The organism is Streptomyces sp. HUAS MS02 (genome assembly GCF_055702265.1).
Genome location: NZ_CM146747.1, coordinates 8,204,604 through 8,227,589, shown reverse-complemented (window position 1 = coordinate 8,227,589; position 22,986 = coordinate 8,204,604). Strand labels below are relative to the sequence as shown.

Here is a 22,986-nt window from a genome sequence, read left to right as displayed (position 1 = left end):
AACCAACACAGTGGACGCGAGCAACTGAGGACAAGCCCTCGGCCTATTAGTACCAGTCAACTCCACCCGTTACCAGGCTTCCATATCTGGCCTATCAACCCAGTCGTCTACTGGGAGCCTTACCCCATCAAGTGGGTGGGAATACTCATCTCGAAGCAGGCTTCCCGCTTAGATGCTTTCAGCGGTTATCCCTCCCGAACGTAGCCAACCAGCCATGCCCTTGGCAGAACAACTGGCACACCAGAGGTTCGTCCGTCCCGGTCCTCTCGTACTAGGGACAGCCCTTCTCAATATTCCTGCGCGCGCAGCGGATAGGGACCGAACTGTCTCACGACGTTCTAAACCCAGCTCGCGTACCGCTTTAATGGGCGAACAGCCCAACCCTTGGGACCGACTCCAGCCCCAGGATGCGACGAGCCGACATCGAGGTGCCAAACCATCCCGTCGATATGGACTCTTGGGGAAGATCAGCCTGTTATCCCCGGGGTACCTTTTATCCGTTGAGCGACGGCGCTTCCACAAGCCACCGCCGGATCACTAGTCCCGACTTTCGTCCCTGCTCGACCCGTCGGTCTCACAGTCAAGCTCCCTTGTGCACTTACACTCACCACCTGATTGCCAACCAGGCTGAGGGAACCTTTGGGCGCCTCCGTTACCCTTTGGGAGGCAACCGCCCCAGTTAAACTACCCATCAGACACTGTCCCCGATCCGGATCACGGACCCGGGTTAGACATCCAGCACGACCAGACTGGTATTTCAACGACGACTCCACCCGAACTGGCGTCCGAGCTTCACAGTCTCCCAGCTATCCTACACAAGCCGAACCGAACACCAATATCAAACTGTAGTAAAGGTCCCGGGGTCTTTCCGTCCTGCTGCGCGAAACGAGCATCTTTACTCGTAGTGCAATTTCACCGGGCCTATGGTTGAGACAGTCGAGAAGTCGTTACGCCATTCGTGCAGGTCGGAACTTACCCGACAAGGAATTTCGCTACCTTAGGATGGTTATAGTTACCACCGCCGTTTACTGGCGCTTAAGTTCTCAGCTTCGCCACCCCGAAGAGTGACTAACCGGTCCCCTTAACGTTCCAGCACCGGGCAGGCGTCAGTCCGTATACATCGCCTTACGGCTTCGCACGGACCTGTGTTTTTAGTAAACAGTCGCTTCTCGCTGGTCTCTGCGGCCACCCCCAGCTCACCGAGTAAATCGGATCACCAGGTGTGGCCCCCCTTCTCCCGAAGTTACGGGGGCATTTTGCCGAGTTCCTTAACCATAGTTCACCCGAACGCCTCGGTATTCTCTACCAGACCACCTGAGTCGGTTTAGGGTACGGGCCGCCATGAAACTCGCTAGAGGCTTTTCTCGACAGCATAGGATCATCCACTTCACCACAATCGGCTCGGCATCAGGTCTCAGACTTAATGGCGTGCGGATTTACCTACACACCGTCCTACACCCTTACCCCGGGACAACCACCGCCCGGGATGGACTACCTTCCTGCGTCACCCCATCACTCACCTACTGCAAGTCTGGTTCGTCGGCTCCACCACTCCCCTTCACCCGAAGGATCCGGGGCGGCTTCACGGACTTAGCATCGCCTGGTTCAATGTTTGACGCTTCACAGCGGGTACCGGAATATCAACCGGTTATCCATCGACTACGCCTGTCGGCCTCGCCTTAGGTCCCGACTTACCCTGGGCAGATCAGCTTGACCCAGGAACCCTTGGTCAATCGGCGCAAACGTTTCTCACGTTTGTATCGCTACTCATGCCTGCATTCTCACTCGTGAACCGTCCACAACTCGCTTCCGCGGCTGCTTCACCCGGCACACGACGCTCCCCTACCCATCCCAGCGGGCGTTGGCCCTCATGCTGGAATGACACGACTTCGGCGGTACGCTTGAGCCCCGCTACATTGTCGGCGCGGAATCACTAGACCAGTGAGCTATTACGCACTCTTTCAAGGGTGGCTGCTTCTAAGCCAACCTCCTGGTTGTCTCTGCGACTCCACATCCTTTCCCACTTAGCGTACGCTTAGGGGCCTTAGTCGATGCTCTGGGCTGTTTCCCTCTCGACCATGGAGCTTATCCCCCACAGTCTCACTGCCGCGCTCTCACTTACCGGCATTCGGAGTTTGGCTAAGGTCAGTAACCCGGTAGGGCCCATCGCCTATCCAGTGCTCTACCTCCGGCAAGAAACACACGACGCTGCACCTAAATGCATTTCGGGGAGAACCAGCTATCACGGAGTTTGATTGGCCTTTCACCCCTAACCACAGGTCATCCCCCAGGTTTTCAACCCTGGTGGGTTCGGTCCTCCACGAAGTCTTACCTCCGCTTCAACCTGCCCATGGCTAGATCACTCCGCTTCGGGTCTTGAGCGTGCTACTAAAACCGCCCTGTTCGGACTCGCTTTCGCTACGGCTACCCCACCCGGGTTAACCTCGCAACACACCGCAAACTCGCAGGCTCATTCTTCAAAAGGCACGCAGTCACGAGACACCAAGCAAGCTTGATGTCCGACGCTCCCACGGCTTGTAGGCACACGGTTTCAGGTACTATTTCACTCCGCTCCCGCGGTACTTTTCACCATTCCCTCACGGTACTATCCGCTATCGGTCACCAGGGAATATTTAGGCTTAGCGGGTGGTCCCGCCAGATTCACACGGGATTTCTCGGGCCCCGTGCTACTTGGGTGTCTCTCAAACGAGCCGTTGACGTTTCAGCTACGGGGGTCTTACCCTCTACGCCGGACCTTTCGCATGTCCTTCGCCTACATCAACGGTTTCTGACTCGTCCTGTTGCCGGCAGACAACAGAAGAGAGATCCCACAACCCCGTATACGCAACCCCTGCCGGGTCTCACACGCATACGGTTTGGCCTCATCCAGTTTCGCTCGCCACTACTCCCGGAATCACGGTTGTTTTCTCTTCCTGCGGGTACTGAGATGTTTCACTTCCCCGCGTTCCCTCCACACTGCCTATGTGTTCAGCAGCGGGTGACAGCCCATGACGACTGCCGGGTTTCCCCATTCGGACACCCCCGGATCAAAGCCTGGTTGACGACTCCCCGGGGCCTATCGTGGCCTCCCACGTCCTTCATCGGTTCCTGGTGCCAAGGCATCCACCGTGCGCCCTTAAAAACTTGGCCACAGATGCTCGCGTCCACTGTGCAGTTCTCAAACAACGACCAACCACCCATCACCCCGAACCAGCGGTTCGAGTGCACTGGGGCCGGCACTGAAGGAAGTTCATTCCCTCAGACACCCAACAGCGTGCCCGACCGGGTCCCGTCCGGAGATCATGTTTTCCACGCTCTTGCGAGCAGTACTAACAGCCTCCGGCCCGTGAAACCGGCCGAATAATCAACGTTCCACCCATGAGCAACCACCGTCGGACGTTCGCCGACGTTGTGGCCCTGGATCTCTTGCGAGATCTAGATGCTCCTTAGAAAGGAGGTGATCCAGCCGCACCTTCCGGTACGGCTACCTTGTTACGACTTCGTCCCAATCGCCAGTCCCACCTTCGACAGCTCCCTCCCTTACGGGTTGGGCCACCGGCTTCGGGTGTTACCGACTTTCGTGACGTGACGGGCGGTGTGTACAAGGCCCGGGAACGTATTCACCGCAGCACTGCTGATCTGCGATTACTAGCAACTCCGACTTCATGGGGTCGAGTTGCAGACCCCAATCCGAACTGAGACAGGCTTTTTGAGATTCGCTCCGCCTCACGGCATCGCAGCTCATTGTACCTGCCATTGTAGCACGTGTGCAGCCCAAGACATAAGGGGCATGATGACTTGACGTCGTCCCCACCTTCCTCCGAGTTGACCCCGGCAGTCTCCTGTGAGTCCCCATCACCCCGAAGGGCATGCTGGCAACACAGAACAAGGGTTGCGCTCGTTGCGGGACTTAACCCAACATCTCACGACACGAGCTGACGACAGCCATGCACCACCTGTACACCGACCACAAGGGGGCGACCATCTCTGGCCGTTTCCGGTGTATGTCAAGCCTTGGTAAGGTTCTTCGCGTTGCGTCGAATTAAGCCACATGCTCCGCTGCTTGTGCGGGCCCCCGTCAATTCCTTTGAGTTTTAGCCTTGCGGCCGTACTCCCCAGGCGGGGAACTTAATGCGTTAGCTGCGGCACCGACGACGTGGAATGTCGCCAACACCTAGTTCCCACCGTTTACGGCGTGGACTACCAGGGTATCTAATCCTGTTCGCTCCCCACGCTTTCGCTCCTCAGCGTCAGTAATGGCCCAGAGATCCGCCTTCGCCACCGGTGTTCCTCCTGATATCTGCGCATTTCACCGCTACACCAGGAATTCCGATCTCCCCTACCACACTCTAGTCTGCCCGTATCGAATGCAGACCCGGGGTTAAGCCCCGGGCTTTCACATCCGACGCGACAGACCGCCTACGAGCTCTTTACGCCCAATAATTCCGGACAACGCTCGCGCCCTACGTATTACCGCGGCTGCTGGCACGTAGTTAGCCGGCGCTTCTTCTGCAGGTACCGTCACTTTCGCTTCTTCCCTGCTGAAAGAGGTTTACAACCCGAAGGCCGTCATCCCTCACGCGGCGTCGCTGCATCAGGCTTTCGCCCATTGTGCAATATTCCCCACTGCTGCCTCCCGTAGGAGTCTGGGCCGTGTCTCAGTCCCAGTGTGGCCGGTCGCCCTCTCAGGCCGGCTACCCGTCGTCGCCTTGGTGAGCCGTTACCTCACCAACAAGCTGATAGGCCGCGGGCTCATCCTTCACCGCCGGAGCTTTCCACACTCATCGGATGCCCGAGAGTGTCGTATCCGGTATTAGACCCCGTTTCCAGGGCTTGTCCCAGAGTGAAGGGCAGATTGCCCACGTGTTACTCACCCGTTCGCCACTAATCCCCACCGAAGTGGTTCATCGTTCGACTTGCATGTGTTAAGCACGCCGCCAGCGTTCGTCCTGAGCCAGGATCAAACTCTCCGTGAATGTTTACCCGTGATCGGGTCGACACCACGAGAGCGGAACCACCGGAGGAATAATCCGATGGTTCACAGCATCCTCGCTGTGTTTGTTTCAAAGGAACCTCGTCCCAGCAGATGCTGGAGACGGGGTATCAACATATCTGGCGTTGATTTTTGGCACGCTGTTGAGTTCTCAAGGAACGGACGCTTCCTTTGTACTCACCCAAGTAATTTCCTGGGCTTTTCTCCGGGCGCTTCCCTTCGGTGTTCCAAACTCTATCAGTGTTTTTCCGGCCCCCTGACCACCATCCTGCAGGCATGCAGAAAATGATCCCAGGATAGGATCTGAACCATCTGAACGAGTTCGGTTTTGCCGGGGTCGGACACACAGTGCCGCTCGCCCCGAGGCAGGTCTAAGACTCTACAACGGGCCGCGGAGCCCGTGCAAATCGCTTCGAGGGGTGGTCTAGACCTCTCATGCGAAGCTATCGTGCGGATCGGGTACTTCAACTGACTACCCTGCTGCTCAGAGCGCCGCCCCCGGGACAAGCGGGGACGGTGTCCTCATAGATCTCCACCTGGGAGGCTTCCCATGACCACCGTGACGTCCCCTCTCGCCGGACGCGCCATCGGACTGGCCGCCGTACCGGATCCCGTCTTCTCGGGGGCGATGGTCGGCCCCGGCACGGCGATCGACCCCGAGCGTGAGGCAGGAGAGGCCGTCGCTCCCGTCGACGGGGTCATCATCTCCCTGCACCCGCACGCGTTCGTCGTGGTGGACGGCGAGGGGCACGGCGTGCTGACTCATCTCGGGATCGACACCGTGCAGCTCAACGGTGAGGGGTTCGAGCTGCTCGTGAACAAGGGCGACACCGTGCGACGGGGTCAGGCCGTGGTGCGCTGGAACCCCGCCGCCGTTGAGGCCGCGGGCAAGTCGCCGGTCTGCCCCGTGGTGGCCCTGGAAGCCACGGCCGACTCCCTCGCCGAGCTCCGCGAGGACGGCGAGGTGAAGGCCGGCGACACCCTCTTCGGCTGGCGATGAGGCCAGAGGCCGTACCGGACCCCGAGTTCCACAACCACCGCGGCGGCGAAAACCGTCGCACTAACGGAGACAGGTGAGATGGAGTCAACGCTGCGAGGCGTCGGTGTGAGCCACGGTGTGGCGATCGGCGAGGTTCGGCACATGGGAACGGCGGTGCTGGAGCCGCCCGCAAAGCAGATTCCGGCGGAGGAAGCGGAGCGCGAGCAGGGACGAGCCCGTAAGGCCGTGGACGCCGTGGCCGCCGATCTGATCGCGCGCGGCAATCTGGCCGGTGGCGAGGCGCAGGCCGTTCTGGAGGCCCAGGCGCTGATGGCCCAGGACCCGGAGCTGATGGCGGATGTGGAGCGACGTATCGCCGTGGGGAGCACGGCGGAGCGTGGCGTCTATGACGCCTTCGCCGCGTACCGGGCGCTGCTGGCCGGGGCCGGCGAGTACCTCGCGGGTCGCGTGGCGGACCTCGACGATGTGCGGAATCGTATCGTCGCCCGGCTGCTCGGGGTTCCGATGCCGGGAGTACCGGACAGCGACGAGCCGTACGTCCTCATCGCCCGTGACCTGGCGCCCGCGGACACGGCGCTGCTCGACCCGACGCTCGTCCTCGGTTTCGTCACCGAGGAGGGCGGGCCGACCAGTCACAGTGCGATCCTGGCGCGGGCGCTCGGGGTGCCGGCCGTGGTGGCGCTGCCGGGGGCCGGGGAGCTCGCCGAGGGCACCGTGATCGCCGTGGACGGCAGTACCGGTGAGATCTTCGTGAACCCGAGTGCGGAGAAGAAGGCCGAGCTGGAGGCCGCCGCGGCGGCGCGGAAGGCCGCGCTGGCCGCGTCGAGCGGGCCCGGTGCGACCTCCGACGGGCACCGGGTTCCGTTGCTGGCCAACGTGGGCGGCCCCGCTGATGTGCCGGCGGCCGTGGAAGCCGGGGCCGAGGGGGTCGGGCTGTTCCGGACCGAGTTCCTCTTCCTGGACGACAGCAAGGCGGCGCCGTCCGAGGAGAAGCAGGTCGAGGCGTATCGCAAGGTGCTGGAGGCCTTCCCCGAGGGGCGGGTGGTCGTGCGGGTGCTGGACGCCGGCGCCGACAAGCCGCTGGAGTTCCTCACCCCGGCCGACGAGCCGAACCCGGCGCTCGGTGTGCGTGGGCTGCGGACGCTTCTCGATCACCCCGAGGTGTTGCGGACGCAGTTGACGGCGCTCGCGAAGGCCGCCGAGGGTCTGCCGGTCCATCTCGAGGTCATGGCACCGATGGTCGCGGACCGCACGGACGCCAAGGCGTTCGCCGACGCGTGTCGCGAGGCGGGGCTGCGGGCCAAGTTCGGTGCCATGGTGGAGATCCCGTCGGCGGCGCTGCGGGCGCGGTCGATCCTGCGGGAGGTGGAGTTCCTCTCCCTGGGGACGAACGACCTCGCGCAGTACACGTTCGCGGCCGACCGGCAGGTGGGGGCGGTGTCGCGGCTCCAGGACCCGTGGCAGCCGGCGCTGCTCGACCTCGTCGCGCTGTCCGCCGAGGCGGCGAAGGCCGAGGGCAAGAGCTGTGGTGTCTGCGGCGAGGCGGCGTCGGATCCGCTGCTCGCTTGTGTGCTGACCGGTCTGGGTGTCACCTCCCTGTCCATGGGCGCAGCGTCGATTCCGTATGTGCGGGCGACCTTGGCGAAATACACGCTGGCGCAGTGCGAGCGGGCGGCGGCCGCCGCGCGAGCGGCGGACACGGCCGAGGAGGCGCGTGGCGCCGCGCAGGCGGTGCTGTCGGGCGAGTAGCCCGGGAGGATTCGGTCGGCGTCGAGGGGCGCTCCACCTTGGGTGGGGCGCCCCTCGCCCGTTCAGTGGGTGTGGCCGTGCGGGGTCGGGCCTCCCCTGCCGAGGTCGTCGCCGAGGTCGGGTGGGGTGCAGTAGTCGACGCCGGACTCCGGGGAGACGAGGTCTCCGGATTCCATGTCGGTGCAGTAGGCGTCGAAGACCTCTCCCGCGGTGAGGGGCGCGAGGTCGTCGCCGCACAGGCGCCAGCCGTAGACGCGGTCGGTCCGGTCCGGGGCGGTGGTGCGCATGACGAGTCCGCCGGGGCTCCGGGTGGCGAGGCCGAGGGCGAGGACGGTGGCGAACTCCAGGGCTTCGGCCTCGTCGAGCCGGGTGGCTCCTTCGGTGCTCTGGTCGACGTGGAGGACGGCGGCCAGTGCCTGGGGTTCGGCAGAGACGCTGCAGACCAGGTGGCGTTCGCCCGGGCCCGCGGTGTCGAGGATGCGCTTGAGCAGGTGCATGGCGCGGGAGAAGGCCGCGCGTCCGATGTCCTCGCCGCAGGAGGCGCAGTCGCCGATCTGGGCGAGGCGTGTGGTGGCGTACTCCCAGGTGGCGAGGCGGACGGCTTCGTCGATGAGGTCGGGAACGAGCTCGGCGAGGGGCTGTCCTTCGTACGGGACGGCGGCGCCCGTCGCGGCCAGCTCCGCTGTGAAGCGGGTGCGGCTGGAGGGGGTGTCGGGTTCGAGGCCGGTGTCGGCGCAGAACTCGGCGTACTCCTCGGGGTCGAAGAGGGCGACCGTGGTGTGGTTGCCCTGTGCGGAGAGGGTCCGGAGCAGGGCTTCCACCTGTCGGAGGTAGGTCGTGTGGTCGTCGAAGGCGAAGCTGCGGTAGCGGCGCATCGCGGTGAAGTCGTGCTCGTCGGCCAGCAGGCCGATGGTGCCCGCGATCTCGCGGCGCAGGACGCGGCGCATGCTCTGGTGGCTGGTGTGTGCCATGTCTTCCCCCTGTGCGAACGGTCGATCAATGCTCACTCACAGTAATCGAGGGCACTGACAACGCGGTCGCGAGCGGGGTCAGGGGCGTCGGCGGGCCAGGTCCTCGTAGAAGCGCAGGAGGTCGAGGTTGTCGATGGAGCCGGGGTTGACCGCCTTTTCCAGTGGGGTGCCCTGGAGGAGGCGCTTGACGGGGACCTCGATGCGTTTGCCGGTGAGGGTGTGCGGGACGCCGGGGACCTCGATGACCTCGTCGGGGACGTGGCGGGGTGAGAGCTGTTCGCGGATGGTGCGTTTGATGCGGGCGAGGAGGGCCTCGTCGAGGGTTGCCCCCGGGGCGAGTTGGACGAAGAGGGGCATCCAGTAGCCGCCGTCGGGCTGTTCGATGCCGACGACGAGGGACTCCTTGATCTCGGGGAGGCGTTCGACGGCCTCGTAGATGTCGGCCGATCCCATGCGGACGCCCTGGCGGTTGAGGGTGGAGTCGGAGCGGCCGTGGATCACGACGGAGCCCCGGGAGGTGAGGGTGATCCAGTCGCCGTGGCGCCAGACGCCGGGGTAGGTGTCGAAGTAGCTGTCGTGGTAGCGGGTGCCGTCGGGGTCGTTCCAGAAGCTGATCGGCATGGACGGCATGGGGTTGGTGACGACGAGTTCGCCGACCTCGTCGACGAGGGGTTTGCCGCTGGGGTCCCAGGACTGCAGGTCGGTGCCGAGGCAGGGGGCCTGGAGTTCGCCGATGTGGACGGGGAGGGTGGGGACGGCTCCCGCGAAGCAGGAGCACACGTCGGTGCCGCCGCTGACGGAGGCGATCCAGAGGTCCTCGCGGACCTCCTCGTGGAGCCAGCGGAAGCCGTCGGGCGGGAGCGGGGAGCCGGTGGTGCCGACGCACTGGACACGGGAGAGGTCGTAGTCCCGGCCGGGGCGGACGCCGGCCTTGCCGCAGGCCATCACGTAGGCGGCGGAGGTGCCGAAGAGGGTGGCGCCGGTGCGTTCGGCGATGCTCCACTGGGCGCCCGTGTCGGGGTAGCCGGGGCTGCCGTCGTACAGGACGACGGTGGTGCCGGTGAGGAGGCCGGAGACGAGGAAGTTCCACATCATCCAGCCGGTGGAGGTGTACCAGAAGAAGCGGTCCTCGGGGCCGAGGTCGCAGTGCAGGCCGAGCTGTTTGAGGTGTTCGACCAGAATGCCGCCCTGGGACTGGACGAGGGCTTTGGGCAGGCCGGTGGTGCCGGAGGAGTAGAGCACCCACAGGGGGTGGTCGAACGGAACCTGTTCGAAGGTGGGTGCCACGTCCGCGGAGGTCAGGGCGGACCATTCCAGGGCGCCCTCGGGGGCGTCGGTGCCGAGGACGGGGATGTGGACCACGGCGCGCAGGGTGGGCAGTTCGCGGCGGAGTTCGGCGACGACGTCGCGGCGGTCGTGTTCCTTGCCGCCGTAGCGGTAGCCGTCGACGGTGAACAGGACGACGGGCTCGACCTGCTGGAAGCGGTCGAGGACGCTGCGGGCGCCGAAGTCCGGTGCGCAGGAGGTCCAGACGCCGCCCACGGCGGCCGTGGCGAGGAGGGCGACGACGGCCTGCGGGATGTTCGGGAGGTAGCCGCTGACGCGGTCGCCCGGGCGTACGCCGAGGGCGCGCAGCTCGGCGGCGAGGGAGCCGACCTGGCGGCGCAGCTCCGCCCAGGTCACGGGGCGGAGTTCGTGGGTCTCGTCGACGTGGAGCAGGGCCGGTTCGTCGGCGCGGGCGTCGGCTGCGCGCAGGGCGTGTTCGGCGTAGTTGAGGGTGGCGCCGGGGAACCACGCGGCGCCGGGCATGGTGCGGTCGCCGAGCACGCGCGTGTAGGGGGTGGAGAACCGTACGTCGAACCATTCGGTGACGGCTGTCCAGAATGTCTCGAGCTCGTCGACGGACCAGCGGTGCAGGGCCGGGTATCCGCCCTCGGCGGGGGCTCCGTGGTGTTCGGCCGCCCAGGACTGGAACGCGGTGATCCGGGCCCGGGCGATGCGGTCCGCGTCGGGTTGCCAGAGCGGCGAGGGGTTCGTTGAGGTCATGGGGCGGCTCCCGGGACTGTGCGCATGGTGTGCGTCGGGCACGCACGGGCAGGGCTGTGCGCGTCACGCGGCTGACACGGACGATGCCATGTGATCGACTTCCGCACCAGGGTGATTCGCTGCCGGACGGCGACGTGAACATGTGACGGCACGGTGGGTGAACGGAAGTTGAACGGTTCACACGAATCGTCCGGTGGATGGCATGGTGAGCGTCATGAACGGTCGTGACCTGGTGCGTTCGGTGAAAACGATCGGTTCGGCGGGGGTGGCGCAAGGGCTGCGCACCGTGCGGGCCGCATGGCGCAGGAGGCGTGCCGACGCGGCCGCTCTGCCGGCGCGGGGTGCCGAGCGTGCCAGGGTGCCGGGGTCGGTGGTGGGTGTGGAGCCTGGGCCCGGCGGCGGGGTCGTCCGATTCAGCAGGTCCGAGCTGCGGGTCACCGTCGATGTGCACGGCGCGGTCTTCTGGGGCTGGGACGGAGCGGGCCCCGAGCCGTCGTACGCGCTGGCGGGCCGGTGTCCGGAGCCGGATCCGCGGGCCGTGCTGGAGCCGGACAAGGACGGCGCCTGGCGGGTCGTGTCCGAGCGCGTCACGGTCGTGGTGTCGCGGCTGGGCGCCGTGGAGGTGCGTACGCCCGGTGGAGTGGTCCTGCGGCGTGACCTGCCGCCCCGGTGGTGGGAGCCGGTGGGTGGGGGCCGGGCGCGGTGGGTGCAACGGTCGGAGGTGGCGGCCGACGCGCGGTTCTTCGGTCTGGGCGGACGGGCGTCGGGTCCCCGGCTGCGGGGCGGAACGTATCGGCTGTGGAACACGGACCCCGGTGGGCCGTTCGCACCGGGCGACGACCCGCTGTACATCACGATGCCGGTGCAGATGGTGGTGGCGGACGCGGCCACGCATCTGGTGTTCCACGACACCACCTGGGACGGCACGGTGACGCTGCGGGAGGGCGAGGAGGGCGCAGGGTCCGGGCACGACCGGGCCGGGACGTCGGAGCTGCGGATGGACGGCGGGCCCCTGCGCTGCTGGGTGATAGTGGGCACGCCCGCGCGCGTGCTGCACGCCTGGGCCGCGCTGACGGGGGCTCCGGCGCTGCCGCCGGCGTGGGCGTTGGGCCATCATCACGCGCGCTGGGGCTTCGGGAGCGAGCAGGAGGTGCGGCGGATCGTCGCGGGCTACCGGGAGCACGGACTGCCGCTCGACGCGGTCCATCTGGACATCGACCACTACGACGCCCACCAGGTCTTCACGGTCGACACGGAGAACTTCCCGAAGCTGCCGGTGCTCGCCGACGAGTTGCGGCGGGAGGGCATCCGGCTGGTGTCGATCGTGGACGCGGCGGTCGGTGCGCGGCCGGGCGACGTGGTGTACGACAGCGGGACGGCCGAGGACGCGTTCGTGCGCGATGCCACCGGGAAGGTCGCGGAGGGGCTCGTGTGGCCCGGGGAGTCGGTCTTCCCGGACTTCACGCGTGCGCGTACGCGCGCGTGGTGGGGTGGTCTCTACAAGGAGCGGCTGGCGCAGGGCTTCGCGGGGTTCTGGCACGACATGAACGAGCCGACGTCGTTCACGGCGTTCGGGGAGAACACGCTGCCCCGCTCGGTCCGGCACGATCTGGAGGGCCGGGGCGGTGATCATCGCGAGGCGCACAACGTGTACGCGCTCTGCATGGCCCGCGCGGGGTACGAGGCGCTGCGTGAGCTGGTGCCCGAGGAGCGGCCGTTCGTGTTCTCGCGCTCCGGGTGGGCCGGGATGCAGCGCTACGGCGGGACGTGGTCCGGGGACGTGGCGACGGGCTGGCCGGGGCTGCGGGCGTCGCTCGCTCTGGTGCTGGGGCTGGGGCTGTGCGGGGTGCCGTACTCGGGGCCGGACGTGGGCGGGTTCGACGGGAGTCCCTCGCCGGAGCTGTATCTGCGGTGGTTCCAGCTCGGCGCGTATCTGCCGCTGTTCCGTACGCACGCGAGTCTGCGGGCGGGGCGGCGCGAGCCGTGGGAGTTCGGGGACGAGATCGTCGAGCACGCGCGCGTCGCGCTCGTCGAGCGGCGGCGGCTGTCGCCCTACTTCATGACGCTGGCCCACGTGGCGCGTCGTACGGGGGCGCCGTATGTGCGTCCGTTGTGGTGGAGCGCGCCGGAGGACCGGGCGCTGCGCGACTGTGAGGACGCGTTTCTCCTGGGGGACGGTCTGCTGGTGGCGCCGGTGCTGGAGCCGGGCGTGGAGCGGCGTGCGGTGCGGCTGCCTCGCGGCCGTTGGTACGACACGGTGACGGGGCGGGCGTACCAGGGGCCGGGACAGGTGCTGCTGGACGCGCCGCTGTCGCGTGTGCCGGTACTCGCGCGCGCGGGTGCCGTGGTGCCGGTCCGGGGCGCCGACGGCGGCCTGGAACTGGAGGTGTGGGCACCCGCGCGCGGGCGGACGGGGGGCGGGCTCGTGGTGCCGGACGCCGGGGACGGCTGGGACGAGCCTGAGGTCGAGCGGTACACGGCGCGTTGGGAGGGGTCGCGGCTGGTCGTGGAGCGGGAGGGGGACGAGGGTCCGGTCGAGCCCGCGTATCCCGTGAAGGTGCGCGGGCTCGACCAGGGGTGAGCCCGGTGGTGGCTCAGGCGTGGCTTCGGCTCAGATGTAGCGGCCGTCGAAGAACGCCTGGACGGCCAGGGTGTGCAGGGGGAAGGCGAGTTCGGTGGGTCTGCGCAGCAGGTGCCAGCCCTCCGTCTCGTCGGTGGCGACGGGCGCCGGGAGGCCGGCGGCCGGGCGCTCCGGGAGGAGCCCGAAGAGCAGGAGATGACCGGCGGGCGAGCTCATGGCGTCGGCGAGGCGTACGTCGCGGTCGGCCACGCAGATACCCGTCTCCTCCTTGAGTTCACGGGCGACGGCGTGGCGCCAGTCCTCTCGGTGGTCGATGAAGCCGCCGGGCAGGGCGGTGCCCCCGCGCGCGGGGGCGATGGTCCGTGTGATCACCACGAGGGCGGTGCCCTGGGTGTCGTACACGGGCTGGAGGGCCACCGCGACGGGGAGCGGATTGCGGTAGGCCACTGAGTGGCAGGCCTCGCAGGTGCGGGGCCAGCCGGAAACGCCCTCTCCGTAGGGCGCTCCGCAGCTCGAACAGTGCGAGTCCGGTGCGAAGTTGGCGGGTGGGTGTTGATTAGCGGACACGCGGCGGACTGTATCCGATCATCTGCTGGTCGTCTCGTCGGGGCGGCTGTACGCGCAACGCCGTGGGGCCCGCCCGCACGGGTGAGGGCCGGCCGGAACCACCCCCGTGGGCCCCGGCCGGCCCTCCCGATACAGCGACGCCGGGAGGGGCTCGTTGGTTCGCCGAAGAGCCTGCCCAATTCCGGATGCCCGTGCCAGACTTTCTGACGGTTCATCAGATCCGTACGCCGGGAGGGGCTTTGTCGCGGAGTCGCACGCCTGTGGTCGCGGGCTGGTTCACCGGGGAGGGCGAGGAGTTCCGGCTGCTCGGCACACGCTGTGCCGCGTGCGCCTCGGTGTTCTTCCCCCGCGAGGACGCCTTCTGTCGCAATCCGGGCTGTCCGGGGGGTGAGCTGCGCGAGGTACCGCTGTCGCGCCGGGGGCGGGTGTGGTCGTACACGGACGGCCGGTACCGGCCTCCGTCACCCTACGTGTCCGATCCGGAACTTCCGTGGGAGCCGTACGCGTTGATCGCTGTGGAACTGGCCGAAGAACGTCTCGTGGTGCTGGGACAGGCGGTTCCCGGGGTCACCGTCGCCGATCTGGCGGTGGGGATGGAGGTGGAGGTCGTCCCCGGGGTGCTGAACGAGGACGCGGAGACGGTCTGGACGACCTGGCGGTGGCGGCCGACGGGGGTGACGGCATGACGGGCGAGGTGGCGGTGCTCGGCGCGGGCATGCACCCGTGGGGCAAGTGGGGCAGGAGTTTCGTCGAGTACGGGACGGTGGCCGCGCGCGCGGCGCTGGCCGACGCGGGCCTCGACTGGCGGGATGTCGGCTCGATCGTCGGCGCGGACACGGTACGGGGCGGTTATCCGGGCTATGTGGCGGGGGCGACCTTCGCCAAGGCGCTGGGCTGGCAGGGGGCCCGGGTCACGAGCGTGTACGCGGCCTGCGCGTCCGGGGCGCAGGCGGTCGGCACCGCGCGGGCCCAGATCCTCGCGGGCCTCGCGGACGTGGTGCTGGTGGTGGGCGCGGACTCGGCTCCGAAGGGCTTCTTCCGGCCGGCGGGCGGGGACCGCGCGGACGATCCGGACTGGTTGCGGTTCCGGGTCCTCGGTGCCACCAATCCGACGTACTTCGCGCTGTACGCGCGGCGGCGGATGGCGGTGCACGGGGACACGACGGAGGACTTCGCGCGGGTCAAGGTGAAGAACTCGGTGGCGGGGGCGCTCAATCCGTACGCGCGCTATCGCAAGCGGGTCACCGCGGAGGAGGTCGCGGCCTCGGCCGTCGTCGCCGATCCGCTGCGGCTGCTGGACATCTGCGCGACCTCGGACGGGGGTGCGGCGCTGGTGCTGTCCAGCATGGAGTTCGCGCGGCGGCACGGGGTGGCCGAGCCGGTGCGGATACGGGCGGTGTCCACGGTGACGCCCCGCTACCCCAACACGGTGCTGGATCTGCCGGACATCGCCACGGACTCGGCGGTCGCGGTGGCGCCGCCGGACGAGACGTTCCGGGCGTCGATCGCGCGGGCGGCGTACGAGGAGGCGGGGATCGGGCCCGGGGATCTCTCGTTCGCCGAGGTCTACGACCTGTCCACCGCACTGGAGTTGCAGTGGTACGAGGATCTGGGGCTGTGCGGTGAGGGCGAGGCGGCGAAGCTGCTGCGGGACGGTGCGACGGCGCTGGGCGGCCGTGTGCCGGTGAACTGCAGCGGAGGGCTGGCCTCTTTCGGGGAGGCCGTCCCGGCGCAGGCGATCGCCCAGGTGTGCGAGCTGGTCCGGCAGTTGCGCGGCGAGGCGACGGACCGGCAGGTCGAGGGGGCGCGCGTGGGGATCAGCGCCAACCAGGGCCTGTTCGGGCACGGGTCGGCGGTGATCGCGGTTCGGTGATCGCCGTTTGGTGATCGCGGCTCGGTGATCGCGGCTCGGTGATCGCGGCGGTTCGGTGAGGGCGGTTCGGTCCGTGTTCGTGGGCGCGTGATCGTCTGTGGCGCTGTGCGCGGTCACCGGGCGGTCGTGCCGTGCTGCGTGCGATGCCGCGTGCCGTGCGCGCCGACGTGTGCGCCCCGTAGGCACCTTCAACCGTTGTTGTGCATGTTCTTGACGCCCCCTGGGTGCCGGTGAACACTTCCGGGTGTCGGTCGGCATCGCCGGATTCGGGCGTCTTTGTGCACCGCGCCGCTCGGGCTCCCCGCCTGCAACGGGCCATCCCCCACGGGCGATGCGGCCGCGACGGCACGCTCGTCACGAGGTCCGGGGCCGATCGCTCCGGGCCGGGGCCAAGGAGCCGCCATGAGCAACGGAGACATATTCGTCGGTGAGGTCATCGGTACGGCGATCCTGATTCTCTTCGGCGCCGGTGTGTGCGCCGCCGTCACTCTCAGGTTCTCGAAGGCGAGGGCGTCGGGCTGGATCGTCATCGCGTTCGGCTGGGGCTTCGCGGTGCTGGCGGGCGCCTACACCGCCGCTCCCCTGTCGGGCGGGCACCTCAACCCGGCGGTGACCCTCGGGATCGCGGTCGACACGGAGACCTGGGACAAGGTGTGGGTGTATCTGCTCGGCCAGATGGTCGGCGCGATGATCGGCGCCCTGCTCGCCTACCTCGTCTATCTCGCGCAGTTCCAGGCGAACGTCCGCAAGGAGGGCACCACGGAGGGCACGGCGGACGAACCGACGCCGACCCTCGGGATCTTCTCGACCATCCCGGAGATCCGGAACCCGGTCGCCAACCTGATCACCGAGATCATCGCGACGATCGCCCTGGTGCTGCCGATCCTCGCGTTCGGCCGGAACACGGGCATCGGCATCGGCCAGATCCCCGGCGAGGAGGCCGGGATCTACGGCTCCGGGATCTCGGTCCTGCTGGTGGCGTTCCTGGTGGTCGGCATCGGCCTCTCCCTGGGCGGCCCGACGGGCTACGCCATCAACCCGGCCCGTGACCTCGGCCCGCGCATCGTGCACACCTTCCTGCCGATCCCCAACAAGGGCACCTCGGACTGGGGTTACGCCTGGATCCCGGTGGTCGGCCCCCTGGTCGGCGGGGTCCTCTCGGGCCTCGTCTACAACGCAGCCTTCTGACGCACCGCCGTAAGACGTGAATCGACGCAAGACGTGAGGGGATGTCATGCCGGACAACGCCCAGAAGTACGTCGCCGCCATCGATCAGGGCACCACTTCGAGCCGTTGCATCATCTTCGACCAGGGCGGTGCCATCGTCGCCGTCGACCAGCGCGAGCACCGTCAGATCTTCCCCAAGCCGGGGTGGGTGGAGCACGACGCCACGGAGATCTGGTCGAAGGTGCAGGCGGTCGTCGCGGGGGCCATCGCGAAGGCGGGCCTGCGGGCGGAGCAGATCAGCGCGCTCGGCATCACCAACCAGCGGGAGACGACGGTCCTGTGGGACCGGGCGACGGGCAAGCCCGTGCACAACGCGATCGTCTGGCAGGACACCCGCACGTCGGCGCTGTGCAACGAACTCGGCGGCACGGACGGGCAGGACCGTTTCCGTGAGCAGACCGGGCTGCCCCTGGCCAGCTACTTCTCCGGGCCGAAGGCCGCCTGGCTGCTCGACAACGTGCCCGGTCTGCGCGCACGTGCCGAGCGCGGCGAGATCGCGTTCGGCACGATCGACTCCTGGCTGATCTGGAACCTGACCGGTGGTACGGACGGCGGCCGGCACGTCACCGATGTCACCAATGCCGGACGCACCATGCTGATGAACCTGGAGACCCTCCAGTGGGACGCGTCGATCCTCTCCGCGATGAACGTTCCGGAGGCGGTGCTGCCGGAGATCAGGTCCTCCGCCGAGGTGTACGGCACCGCGGTCGGCCCCCTCGCCGGCGTGCCCGTCGCCTCGGCGCTCGGCGACCAGCAGGCGGCGGTGTTCGGCCAGGCCTGCTACGACGTGGGCACGGCGAAGAACACCTACGGCACCGGGAGCTTCCTGCTGCTCAACACCGGGAACCGGCCCGTGCCCTCGAAGAGCGGGCTGCTCACCACCATGGGGTACAAGATCGGCTCGGAGGCGCCGGTGTACTGCCTGGAGGGGTCGATCGCGATCACGGGCGCCCTGGTCCAGTGGTTCCGCGACCAGCTCGGCATCATCCGCAGCGCCGACGAGATCGAGTCCCTCGCGGCGAGCGTCGACGACAACGGCGGGGCGTACATCGTGCCCGCGTTCTCGGGTCTGTTCGCCCCCTACTGGCGCTCGGACGCGCGGGGCGTCGTGACCGGGCTGACGAGGTACGTCACGAAGGCGCACCTCGCGCGCGCGGTGCTGGAGGCGACGAGCTGGCAGACGCGGGAGGTGGTGGACGCCATGTTCCAGGACTCCGGGGTGCCCATCACGACGCTCAAGGTCGACGGCGGTATGACCAAGAACAACCTGCTGATGCAGCACCAGGCGGACGTCCTGGGCGTACCGGTGATCCGGCCCAGGGTCTCGGAGACGACCTGTCTGGGGGCCGCGTACGCCGCCGGTCTCGCGACCGGGGTGTGGAACGACCTGGACGAGCTGAAGTCGCACTGGCAGCGGGACGTCGAGTGGACGCCCGCCATGGATGCCTCCGTGCGTGACCGCGAGTACCACAACTGGCGCAAGGCGGTGGAGAAGAGCCTCGGCTGGCACGAGGACGACGCGAACTGACGGCGAGACCCACGCGCGCGTACGGCGTCGGCGTCGGACGGGGTTCCCCGCGCGCGTGCCCATGAAGCCACGGCCCGTACCCCTGTCGGCGGGGGTACGGGCCGTGCCTCAGGTGGTGACGGACTGGCGCTGCCCCGAGGCGTGGGCCATCGCGTGCCGGACGACGGCGACGAGGACGTCCTTGACCGAGTCCCGCTGACGGGCGTCGCACAGGACGACCGGTACGTCGGGGTCGAGGTCGAGGGCCTGGCGGACCGTCTCGGCCGGGTAACGCGCGGCTTCGTCGAAGCAGTTGACGCCGATCACGAAGGGTATGGAGCGCCGCTCGAAGTAGTCGACGGCGGCGAAGCAGTCCTCCAGGCGGCGGGTGTCGACGAGGACGACGGCCCCGAGGGCGCCGGAGGCGAGTTCGTCCCAGAGGAACCAGAAACGGTCCTGCCCGGGGGTGCCGAAGAGGTACAGGACGAGGTCTTCGCGCAGGGTGATGCGGCCGAAGTCCATGGCGACGGTGGTCGTCGTCTTGTTCTCCACACCGCTGGTGTCGTCGACCGGGCGGCCGGCCTCGGTGAGCACCTCCTCGGTGCGCAGTGGCTTGATCTCGCTGACCGCGCCGACGCAGGTCGTCTTGCCCACGCCGAAGCCGCCGGCCACGAGGATCTTGAGCGTGACGGGCTCGACCGGGGGTGTGCCGCGCTCAGAGCGCCCGAGGATCATCGGTCTTTCTCCTGCTGGAAGGGGTGTCTGTCACGTGTTCGCTCCGCCTCCGCGCCGCTCAGAGCGCCCGGAGGCCGTTGATGACGTCGCGCAGGATGCTCTCGTCCACCAGCTCGGCAGGCGGTACGGGGCGGGTCACGTGGACGAGTTCCTCGTCCACGAGGTCTCCGACGAGGACGCGGACCACCCCGACGGGGAGGTCGAGGTCGGCGGCCAGTTCGGCCACCGATTGAGGGGTGTCGCGGCAGAGCTCGACGATACGGACGTGCTCAGGGGAGAGGGAGTGGTCCTCCTCCGGGTCGTCCACGTCCGGTTCCGTGACGACCACGGCGATCAGGTCGAGGCGGTGCTGGATCGCGTGATTGGTCCGGCCGCGTGTCATCGCGTACGGACGCACCACTGGTCCGGCCTCGTCATCGAACCAGTGGCTTCTTCCCTGACCGTCTCGGCTCATGCCATCCCACTACCCGCCCTGGGCCACGTCGGTGCGCGGGGCGGATCCCAGATGTACACCGACGCGCTTCACCAGGAGGGTCATCTCGTAGGCGACCTGGCCGATGTCGGCGTCGGAGTCGGCGAGGACGGCGAGGCAGCTGCCGTCACCGGCGGCCGTGACGAAGAGGAAGGCCTCGTCGAGCTCGACGACGGTCTGCCGGACGCTGCCCGCCTCGAAGTGGCGGCCGACGCCCTTGGCGAGGCTGTGGAATCCGGAGGAGACGGCGGCCAGGTGCTCGCTGTCCTCTCTGGTGAGGTCCTTGGAGACGCCCGTGGGCAGTCCGTCGCTGGAGAGCACGAGCGCCTTGCGGATGCTGGCGACACGCTCCACCAGGTCGTCCAGGAGCCAGTTCAGCTCCCCGGACGTGCTGGTCGCGGTCCTCTCGGCCTTCGGTGCGGTCATCGACCGTCCCCCTTAGTCGTTCCTCGTGGTGCTGAGACGCCCTGGGCGCCGTCGCCCTCGGCGTTCTCCTCGCGGCCACGCTGCCAACCACGTTGGAGCGAGGCCATACGGCTGCGTACCTCGTCTGCGTCGCGCTCGGCCGGGTCCTGGTGCCGCTCGGGGCGGGACCTCTCGCGTTCGGTACGCCAGTCGGGGCCCTCCTTCAACTGCGGTGCCAGACTGGCCTGTCGGACACGACGGGGCAGCGGGCTCGGAGCTGATTCTGCCTGGTCGGTCGTCGTGTCCGCGCGCGGGGTGGGCTCGCCCGCGCCGTACGGCGAGGTCGTCGGGGCCGGGCCGCCCGACGCGGTCGTACGGCGGCGCTGGGGCAGCGCGGGGCCGTCGTGGCCGCCGGGGGGCAGGGCGGTGAGCGGGCGGGTGTCCGCGGTGCCCTCGGGCCCCGCCGGGCGGCCCTGAGCGGGCTCGTCCTCCGGATGCCTGGTCCTGGCTCCGGTCACCGAACGGCCGTGCGAGCTGACGAGATGGGGGGTCCGGCGCTGGGGCAGCGGAACGGGGCCGAGCGTCGGGTCGGGGTCGGTGAAGGGGGCCTGCCGTCCTTCGCCGTCGCGTGCCGACTGCTGGTCGTCGGTGATCCCGGTGAGGGAACGGCGGGGACGGAACAGCCCGCCCTGCTCGGTCTCCTCGTCGCCGAGGGTGGCCGGGAAGCCGCCCAGGGGCTCCAGGTCGACCGGTGCCTCCAGCTCCACCGGGCCGTCCAGGATGCCCGCGGTGAGCCCGGGGAGCCGGACCGGCACCTGGGAGAGGGCCGCGTTGCGCTCCTCCTCCAGCTCTGCCTCGCGGGTGGGGTGGGCGCGGTCGAGCCGGAAGCCGATGCCGTTGGTGTCGGGGACGTCGTCGGTGAGCAGGGCGTCCGGGATGAACACCACGGCCGTCGTGCCGCCGTACGGGGAGGGTTGGAGGGAGACCCGGACCTGCTGCCGCTGGGCGAGCCGGCTGACCACGAAGAGCCCGAGCCGGTCGGTGTCGGAGAGTTCGAAGTCAGGGGTCTCGGCGAGCTTGAGGTTGGCGTCCAGGAGCGCCTCGGCCGACATGCCGAGGCCTCGGTCGTGGATCTCCAGGGTGAAGCCGTTGGCGACCCGCTCGCCGTGCACCTGGACGGCGGTGTGCGGGGGCGAGAACACCGTGGCGTTCTCCAGGAGTTCGGCCACCAGGTGGGTGAGGTCGGCGACCGCGGGACCGGTCACGGCGACCCGGGGCAGCCGGCGGACCTCGATCCGCTCGTAGTCCTCGACCTCGGCGACGGCCGCGCGGACGACGTCCATCAGCTGGATCGGCTTGCGCCACTGCCGGGAGGGGGCGGCGCCCGAGAGGATGACCAGACCCTCGGCGTGGCGGCGCATACGGGTCGTCAGGTGGTCCAGACGGAACAGGTCGGCGAGTTCGTCGGTGTCCTCGGTCCGGCGTTCCATGGTGTCGAGGAGGGTGAGCTGCTTGTGCAGCAGGACCTGGCTGCGGCGGGCGAGGTTGACGAAGACCTCGGAGATGCCGCTGCGGAGTTCGGACTGCTTGACAGCGGCCTCGACGGCCGCCCGCTGCAGGGTGTTGAGGGCCTGGCTGACCTCGCCGATCTCGTTCTTGTCGTACTCGAGGAGCGGCACCTCGGTCTCCACGTCGACCTGTTCGCCCGCGGCGAGCCGGCGCATCACGCTGGGCAGCCGGACCCCGGCGGTCTCGTGGGCCTCCTGGCGGAGCCGGCGCAGGTCGCGGATGAGGACGCGGCCGATGCGGACGGACATGAAGAGCGAGACGAGCAGGGCGAAGAGGCCGAGGACACCGGCGACGGCGGCCTTCAGGATGACGTTGGTGGCAAGGGGCCGGACCCGGTCCTGGTAGCTGTCGCCCGCCTCGATGCTGAGCTCGCGGAGGTCGGCGAGCACGGGCTCGACCGAGGTGTCCCAGCTCTTCGCGGTGAACTTGGTGGGCCTGCCGGGGTCGGAGGCGATGACGGCCTGCTCGACCGAACGCAGGGGCGCGGTGCTGGCGTTCTTCCAGTAGTCGGCGAAACGGTCGCGGTCGGCGGTGGGCAGCTGCGGCAGGCTGATGTCGTACATCAGGGTGCGCTGGGCGACCAGGTCGGAGAAGTCGCGGATCTCCTCCTTGGTGATGCGGTCCGCGACGAGCACCGAGCTGAGCAGCGCGTCCTCGCGGGAGAGGAGTTCGCGGGCGCGGCCGACGTTGACCAGCGCGCGGCCCTGCTTGTCCATCTCCACGTTGTCGAGCGCGGGCAGGTTGGACAGCAGGGTGAAGCAGGGGTCGACGAGTTCGTTGTAGTGGCCGAGGGCCTGGGTGACGGTGACGGTGCCGCTCTCGACGGTGGTCCGCAGGGAGGGCAGGGTGTCGAGGGCGTCCAGGATCGTCGTCAGCCCGAGCGAGGTGGACTCGCCCATCTCGTCCCGCAGGTCGGCGTCACCGGCGTGCTTGCGGAACTCCTCGACGGCCTTGTCCGTGGCGGCCCGGCTGCGGTCGAGTGCCGTGACCGCCTCGTCGGACCGGGGGTCGGCGAGGTAGACGAGGGTCTGGCGGCGTTCCTGCTGGAGCACACGGATGGTGTCCTCGGTGGGGAAGCCGACTTGCTCGACGATGTCCGCGACCCTGAAGAGATCGCTCGCCTCACGACCCGTCAGCACGGTGGCGAAGGTCCAGACACCCGTCAGTGCCACCAAGGGCACGAGCAACAGCGCCACGATCTTCCGGCGGATCGATTTCCCGCGAAAGCGCATGGCCTCCCCCAGCTCGACCCCCGCCAGGTCCGGGGGTACACATGTGCGTCAACAAACCG

At 68.2% G+C, this 22,986-nt stretch carries 14 protein-coding genes and 2 rRNA genes; 7 read left to right on the top strand and 9 right to left on the bottom strand.

Annotation, left to right across the window (positions count from 1 at the left end; genetic code table 11):
• Nucleotides 1–26: 26 nt before the first annotated feature.
• Both ACZ9QC_RS35530 and ACZ9QC_RS35525 read right to left on the bottom strand, forming a co-directional pair.
• A 23S ribosomal RNA gene (locus tag ACZ9QC_RS35530) occupies nt 27–3,150 on the bottom strand.
• A 300-nt stretch (nt 3,151–3,450) separates the two neighbouring features.
• A 16S ribosomal RNA gene (locus ACZ9QC_RS35525) occupies nt 3,451–4,976 on the bottom strand.
• The 16S and 23S rRNA genes sit together here, the layout of an rRNA operon.
• Nucleotides 4,977–5,543: 567 nt before the next feature.
• Here ACZ9QC_RS35525 and ACZ9QC_RS35520 point away from each other — a divergent pair.
• Both ACZ9QC_RS35520 and ptsP read left to right on the top strand, forming a co-directional pair.
• Entirely contained in the window at nt 5,544–5,993 is a 450-nt protein-coding gene (locus ACZ9QC_RS35520) for a PTS sugar transporter subunit IIA (protein ID WP_472916821.1), read from the top strand.
• A gap of 78 nt (nt 5,994–6,071) precedes the next feature.
• Nucleotides 6,072–7,742 carry a phosphoenolpyruvate--protein phosphotransferase gene (gene ptsP / locus ACZ9QC_RS35515; protein WP_472916820.1) on the top strand — a complete coding sequence of 557 codons (1,671 nt, stop codon included), beginning with the start codon at nt 6,072–6,074 and terminating at the stop codon, nt 7,740–7,742.
• Between the two features lie 62 nt (nt 7,743–7,804).
• Here ptsP and ACZ9QC_RS35510 read toward each other — a convergent pair whose 3' ends face one another.
• Nucleotides 7,805–8,713, bottom strand: a complete 909-nt coding sequence (locus tag ACZ9QC_RS35510; protein ID WP_472916819.1) for a hypothetical protein — start codon at nt 8,711–8,713, stop codon at nt 7,805–7,807.
• A gap of 78 nt (nt 8,714–8,791) precedes the next feature.
• Nucleotides 8,792–10,759, bottom strand: a complete 1,968-nt coding sequence (locus ACZ9QC_RS35505; protein WP_472916818.1) for an acetoacetate--CoA ligase — start codon at nt 10,757–10,759, stop codon at nt 8,792–8,794.
• Nucleotides 10,760–10,973: 214 nt separating this feature from the next.
• Between ACZ9QC_RS35505 and ACZ9QC_RS35500 the strand changes: the two genes are divergently transcribed.
• On the top strand, nt 10,974–13,340 hold the full coding sequence (locus tag ACZ9QC_RS35500) for a glycoside hydrolase family 31 protein (protein ID WP_472916817.1): 2,367 nt from the start codon (nt 10,974–10,976) through the stop codon (nt 13,338–13,340).
• 30 nt (nt 13,341–13,370) lie between these two features.
• Here the strand turns inward: ACZ9QC_RS35500 and ACZ9QC_RS35495 are convergent, their stop codons facing one another.
• Nucleotides 13,371–13,907, bottom strand: a complete 537-nt coding sequence (locus ACZ9QC_RS35495; protein ID WP_472916816.1) for an NUDIX domain-containing protein — start codon at nt 13,905–13,907, stop codon at nt 13,371–13,373.
• Nucleotides 13,908–14,167: 260 nt separating this feature from the next.
• Here ACZ9QC_RS35495 and ACZ9QC_RS35490 point away from each other — a divergent pair, with 260 nt between their 5' ends.
• From ACZ9QC_RS35490 to glpK, 4 genes are all read left to right on the top strand, one after another.
• Nucleotides 14,168–14,593 (top strand): Zn-ribbon domain-containing OB-fold protein, encoded by a 426-nt coding sequence (locus ACZ9QC_RS35490; RefSeq protein WP_472921907.1) that lies wholly within the window; start codon nt 14,168–14,170, stop codon nt 14,591–14,593.
• Complete coding sequence (locus ACZ9QC_RS35485; protein WP_472916815.1) at nt 14,590–15,780, top strand: lipid-transfer protein; 1,191 nt, start codon at nt 14,590–14,592, stop codon at nt 15,778–15,780. Before ACZ9QC_RS35490 ends, ACZ9QC_RS35485 begins: the two co-directional genes overlap by 4 nt.
• Nucleotides 15,781–16,182: 402 nt before the next feature.
• Nucleotides 16,183–16,968 (top strand): MIP/aquaporin family protein, encoded by a 786-nt coding sequence (locus ACZ9QC_RS35480; protein WP_472916814.1) that lies wholly within the window; start codon nt 16,183–16,185, stop codon nt 16,966–16,968.
• Nucleotides 16,969–17,014: 46 nt separating this feature from the next.
• Nucleotides 17,015–18,535, top strand: a complete 1,521-nt coding sequence (gene glpK / locus ACZ9QC_RS35475) for a glycerol kinase GlpK (protein ID WP_472916813.1) — start codon at nt 17,015–17,017, stop codon at nt 18,533–18,535.
• A gap of 108 nt (nt 18,536–18,643) precedes the next feature.
• Here glpK and ACZ9QC_RS35470 read toward each other — a convergent pair whose 3' ends face one another.
• Genes ACZ9QC_RS35470 through ACZ9QC_RS35455 form a run of 4 tightly spaced genes read right to left on the bottom strand, consistent with a single transcriptional unit; the run spans nt 18,644 to nt 22,927 of the window.
• On the bottom strand, nt 18,644–19,249 hold the full coding sequence (locus ACZ9QC_RS35470; protein WP_472916812.1) for a GTP-binding protein: 606 nt from the start codon (nt 19,247–19,249) through the stop codon (nt 18,644–18,646).
• A 58-nt stretch (nt 19,250–19,307) separates the two neighbouring features.
• Nucleotides 19,308–19,703: a DUF742 domain-containing protein gene (locus tag ACZ9QC_RS35465; RefSeq protein WP_472916811.1), complete on the bottom strand. Its 396-nt coding sequence runs from the start codon at nt 19,701–19,703 to the stop codon at nt 19,308–19,310.
• 9 nt (nt 19,704–19,712) lie between these two features.
• Nucleotides 19,713–20,147 (bottom strand): roadblock/LC7 domain-containing protein, encoded by a 435-nt coding sequence (locus ACZ9QC_RS35460; protein WP_472916810.1) that lies wholly within the window; start codon nt 20,145–20,147, stop codon nt 19,713–19,715.
• On the bottom strand, nt 20,144–22,927 hold the full coding sequence (locus ACZ9QC_RS35455; protein WP_472916809.1) for a sensor histidine kinase: 2,784 nt from the start codon (nt 22,925–22,927) through the stop codon (nt 20,144–20,146). The genes ACZ9QC_RS35460 and ACZ9QC_RS35455 overlap by 4 nt, the downstream gene beginning before the upstream one ends.
• Nucleotides 22,928–22,986 lie beyond the last annotated feature (59 nt).

Coding starts and splice junctions, on each gene's coding strand:
- ACZ9QC_RS35520 (WP_472916821.1), top strand. CDS start 5,544: ATGACCACCGTGACGTCCCCTCTCGCCGGACGCGCCATCGGACTGGCC.
- ptsP (WP_472916820.1), top strand. CDS start 6,072: ATGGAGTCAACGCTGCGAGGCGTCGGTGTGAGCCACGGTGTGGCGATC.
- ACZ9QC_RS35510 (WP_472916819.1), bottom strand. CDS start 8,713: ATGGCACACACCAGCCACCAGAGCATGCGCCGCGTCCTGCGCCGCGAG.
- ACZ9QC_RS35505 (WP_472916818.1), bottom strand. CDS start 10,759: ATGACCTCAACGAACCCCTCGCCGCTCTGGCAACCCGACGCGGACCGC.
- ACZ9QC_RS35500 (WP_472916817.1), top strand. CDS start 10,974: ATGAACGGTCGTGACCTGGTGCGTTCGGTGAAAACGATCGGTTCGGCG.
- ACZ9QC_RS35485 (WP_472916815.1), top strand. CDS start 14,590: ATGACGGGCGAGGTGGCGGTGCTCGGCGCGGGCATGCACCCGTGGGGC.
- ACZ9QC_RS35480 (WP_472916814.1), top strand. CDS start 16,183: ATGAGCAACGGAGACATATTCGTCGGTGAGGTCATCGGTACGGCGATC.
- glpK (WP_472916813.1), top strand. CDS start 17,015: ATGCCGGACAACGCCCAGAAGTACGTCGCCGCCATCGATCAGGGCACC.
- ACZ9QC_RS35470 (WP_472916812.1), bottom strand. CDS start 19,249: ATGATCCTCGGGCGCTCTGAGCGCGGCACACCCCCGGTCGAGCCCGTC.
- ACZ9QC_RS35465 (WP_472916811.1), bottom strand. CDS start 19,703: ATGAGCCGAGACGGTCAGGGAAGAAGCCACTGGTTCGATGACGAGGCC.
- ACZ9QC_RS35460 (WP_472916810.1), bottom strand. CDS start 20,147: ATGACCGCACCGAAGGCCGAGAGGACCGCGACCAGCACGTCCGGGGAG.
- ACZ9QC_RS35455 (WP_472916809.1), bottom strand. CDS start 22,927: ATGCGCTTTCGCGGGAAATCGATCCGCCGGAAGATCGTGGCGCTGTTG.